This is a genomic window from Mycobacterium sp. (genome assembly GCF_049585075.1).
In the GTDB taxonomy this organism is placed as follows: Bacteria; Actinomycetota; Actinomycetes; order Mycobacteriales; family Mycobacteriaceae; genus Mycobacterium.
On sequence record NZ_JBAUZA010000253.1, the window covers coordinates 1 to 4,445 of the forward strand.

A 4,445-nucleotide genomic window follows, 5' to 3' on the forward strand; every position below is an offset into this window, starting at 1 on the left:
CGATGGGCAAGGACTTCGACGCGGCCAAGAAAGACGACTCCTTCTACCTGCCGCGCGAGGCCTTCGACAACCCGGACTTCCAGCGCGTGATGAAGCTGTTTTTGTCACCGGACGGCAAGGCTGCGCGCTTCGTTATTTCGCACAAGGGAGACCCCGCGACCGACGAGGGCATGGCGCGCATCGACAGGATAAGGACAGCCGCCTACGAGTCGCTCAAGGGCACGGCGCTGGAGGACTCCAAGATCTACATTTCCGGCACAGCTTCGGTCTTCAAGGACTTGAAAGAGGCGTCGCACTACGACTTCTTGATCGCGGGCATTTCCTCGCTGTGCATGATCTTCATCATCATGTTGATCATCACGCGGAGTCTTGTTGCCGCTTTGGTAATCGTTGGGACAGTAGCGCTTTCGCTGGGCGCCTCGTTCGGGCTATCGGTGTTGGTCTGGCAGTACCTGATCGGTGTCCCGTTGCACTGGCTCGTGATGGTGATGTCGGTGATCATCCTTTTGGCGGTGGGGTCTGACTACAACCTGCTGCTTGTCGCACGGTTCAGAGAAGAGATCGGCGCCGGGCTGAAGACGGGCATCATCCGTGCGATGGGCGGTACCGGCAAGGTCGTGACCGCCGCCGGTCTGGTCTTCGCCTTCACGATGGCGTCCATGATCGTCAGCGATAACCGTGCAGTCGGCCAGGTGGGTATCACCATCGGTCTCGGTCTGTTGTTCGACACCTTGATCGTTCGCTCGTTCATGACGCCATCCGTTGCCGCGATGCTGGGACGTTGGTTCTGGTGGCCTACGAACGTTTGGCACCTGTACTCACGCCCGGCTCGCGTCGGCCACCACATCGATAGCGAGGACACTGCCGAAATCGCGGTCCCCGCAGCAGTCGCCAACGGCAACGGCCACGGCGGGGCGAACGGCAACGGTAGCGGCGTGGCGAACGGCAACGGTTCAGAGCACGGACATCGACACGCCTACCACCGATAGCAAGGTGGCGCGCAGTTGACTGCGCGACATGGGTTTCGGTAGCTCAGCGGAACGCCAAGTCGAGGATCTCCTGCTGCTCGACTGCGTGCACCTTCGACGAGCCCGAGGACGGCGCTGACATAGCACGGCGCGAAATGCGTTTGATCCCAGTCAGTTTTTCGGGGAATAACTCGGGCAGCTCCAGGCCAAAGCGGGGCCACGCGCCCTGGTTGGCTGGCTCTTCCTGCACCCAGAAGTATTCGCCGACGCCTGGGTAGTGGTCCAGCATTTCGCGTAGTCGTGTGCGCGGCAGCGGGGCGAGCTGTTCGATGCGCACGATCGCGATGTCGTCCCGGTTGTCCTTGGCCTTGCGAGCGGCCAGCTCGTAATAGATTTTCCCGCTGGTCAGCAGCATTCGGGTTGCCTTGTTGCGATCGCCGATGCCTTCGGCGTACGTGGGTTCCTCAAGCACCGAGTGGAACTTGTCCTCGGTGAAATCTCGGATGTCGCTCACTGCGGACTTGTTGCGCAACATGGACTTTGGTGTGAATACGATCAGCGGGCGCTGCACACCGTCGAGGGCGTGCCGACGCAGCAAGTGGAAATAGTTGGCCGGAGTCGACGGCATCGCGATCGTCATCGAACCCTCCGCCCACAACTGCAGGAAACGTTCGATGCGGCCGGAGGTGTGGTCGGGGCCCTGGCCTTCGTGGCCGTGCGGTAGCAGCAGCACGACGCTGGACAGCTGCCCCCACTTCGCCTCGCCGGAGCTGATGAACTCGTCGATGATCAACTGCGCACCGTTGACGAAATCGCCGAACTGGCCTTCCCACAACACCAGTGCGTCCGGATTGCCGACGGTGTAGCCGTACTCGAAGCCGACGGCCGCGTACTCCGACAGCGGCGAGTCGTAGACCATGAACTTGCCACCGGTCGGGTTGCCGTCGCGGTCGGTGGTCAACAGCCGCAGCGGTGTGAACTCTTCGCCGCTATGCCGATCGATGATCACCGAGTGGCGCTGGGAGAAGGTGCCACGGCGGGTGTCTTGCCCGGATAGCCGCACCAACTTGCCTTCGGCCACCAGCGAACCCAGCGCCAACAGTTCGCCGAACGCCCAGTCGATCTTGCCCTCGTAGGCCATCTCCCGCCGCTTCTCCAGCACCGGGGTAACGCGCGGGTGCGCGGTGAACCCGTCTGGGAGCGCTAAGAATGCGTCGCCGATGCGGGCCAGCAACGCCTTGTCCACCGCGGTGTCGAGCCCGGCGGCGAGCATCTGGTTGGACTCCACCGATGCGCTCGGTTGTACGCCGTGCTTCTCCAGTTCGCGGACATCGTTGAAAACCCGCTCCAGTTGGCCCTGGTAGTCACGCAGCGCGTCCTCGGCCTCTTTCATCGAGATGTCGCCACGGCCGATCAACGCTTCGGTGTATGTCTTGCGGACGCCACGCTTGGTGTCGACAACGTCGTACATGGCGGGGTTGGTCATCGAGGGGTCGTCGCCCTCGTTGTGGCCGCGCCGTCGGTAGCACAGCATGTCGATGACGACGTCCTTCTTGAACATTTGCCGGAAGTCCACGGCCAGGCGCGCCACCCACACGCAGGCCTCCGGGTCGTCGCCGTTGACGTGGAAGATGGGCGCGCCGATCATCTTTGCGACGTCGGTGCAGTATTCGCTGGACTTGGAGTATTCCGGCGATGTGGTGAACCCGATCTGGTTGTTGACGATGATGTGGATGGTGCCGCCGACCCGGTAGCCGGGCAGCTTCGCCAGGTTCAGCGTCTCGGCGACCACGCCCTGGCCCGCGAATGCGGCGTCGCCGTGCAGCATCAGTGGCATCACCGAGAAGGCCTTTTCGGTTTCGCTGTCGGTGGGCCCGTGGTCGAGCAGGTCCTGCTTGGCCCGGCATAGACCCTCCAGCACCGGGTCGACTGCCTCCAGGTGCGACGGGTTTGCGGTCAGCGATACTTGAATGTCGTTGTCGCCGAACATTTGTAGATACACGCCGGTGGCGCCGAGGTGGTATTTGACGTCGCCGGAGCCGTGCGCCTGCGCGGGGTTCAGGTTGCCCTCGAACTCGCTGAAGATCTGCGAGTACGGCTTGCCGACGATGTTGGCCAGCACGTTGAGCCGACCGCGGTGCGGCATCCCGATGACCACTTCGTCCAGGCCGTGCTCGGCGCACTGGTCGATCGCCGCGTCCATCAACGGGATCGTGCTTTCGGCGCCCTCCAGCGAGAACCGCTTCTGCCCGACGTACTTCGTCTGCAGGAACGTCTCGAACGCCTCCGCTGCGTTGAGCTTGCTCAGAATGTATTTCTGTTGGGCCACAGTCGGTTTGACGTGTTTGGTCTCGACGCGCTCTTCCAGCCACTGCTGCTGCTCGGGGTCGAGGATGTGGGTGTACTCGACGCCGATGTGGCGGCAGTAGGCGTCGCGCAACAGACCCAGGATGTCGCGCAGCCTCTTGTATTCAGCACCGGCGAAGCCGTTGACTTTGAATACCCGGTCGAGGTCCCACAGTGTCAGGCCGTGGGTCAGCACTTCGAGATCGGGGTGGCTGCGAAAGCGGGTGTTGTCCAAGCGCAGTGGATCGATGTCGGCCATCAGATGGCCGCGGTTGCGGTAGGCCGCGATCAACTCCATCACGCGGGCGTTCTTGTCGACAATCGAGTCGGGGTTGTCGGTGCTCCACCGGATCGGCAAGTACGGCACGCCCATCTCGCGGAAGATGTCGTCCCAGAAACCGTCGGAGAGCAGCATCTCGTGAATGGTGCGCAGGAAGTCACCCGATTCCGCGCCCTGGATGATGCGGTGGTCGTAGGTCGACGTGAGCGTGATCAGCTTGCCGATACCCAGGTCGGCGATGCGCTGCTCGCTGGCACCCTGGAATTCGGCCGGGTACTCCATGGCTCCCACGCCGATGATGGCGCCTTGGCCCGCCATCAGCCGCGGCACCGAGTGCACGGTGCCGATCGTGCCGGGGTTGGTCAGCGAAATCGTCACGCCGGCAAAGTCTTCGGCGGTCAGCTTGCCGTCGCGGGCACGGCGGACGATGTCTTCATAAGCGGCGACGAACTGCCCGAATCGCATGGTTTCGCATCGTTTGATGCCCGCCACCACCAGCGAGCGTTTGCCGTCCTTGCCTTGCAGGTCGATCGCCAAGCCAAGGTTGATGTGAGCCGGCGTAACCGCATTGGGCTTGCCGTCGACCTCGGCATAGTGCCGGTTCATGTTCGGGAAAGCCTTGAGCGCCTGCACCAACGCGTAACCGAGCAGATGGGTGAAAGAAATCTTGCCGCCACGGGTGCGCTTGAGTTGGTTGTTGATGACGGTCCGGTTGTCGATCATCAGCTTGGCCGGAATCGCCCGAACGCTGGTAGCCGTCGGCAGATCCAGCGACATCGACATGTTCTTCACGACGGCGGCGGCCGCGCCTCGCAGTACCTGGACTTCATCACCTTCGCCTGGTGCCGGGC

Annotated in this window: 2 protein-coding genes; one reads left to right on the forward strand and one right to left on the reverse strand. The window is 62.7% G+C overall.

Features of this window, described 5'->3' with window-relative positions; genetic code table 11:
* Nucleotides 1-989: MMPL family transporter (locus tag WB785_RS12050; protein ID WP_424079417.1), on the forward strand; the 989-nt coding region annotated here is incomplete at its 5' end.
* Nucleotides 990-1,032: 43 nt separating this feature from the next.
* Here the strand turns inward: WB785_RS12050 and WB785_RS12055 are convergent.
* Nucleotides 1,033-4,445 (reverse strand): multifunctional oxoglutarate decarboxylase/oxoglutarate dehydrogenase thiamine pyrophosphate-binding subunit/dihydrolipoyllysine-residue succinyltransferase subunit (locus WB785_RS12055; RefSeq protein ID WP_424079418.1); only part of this gene is annotated, 3,413 nt, incomplete at its 5' end.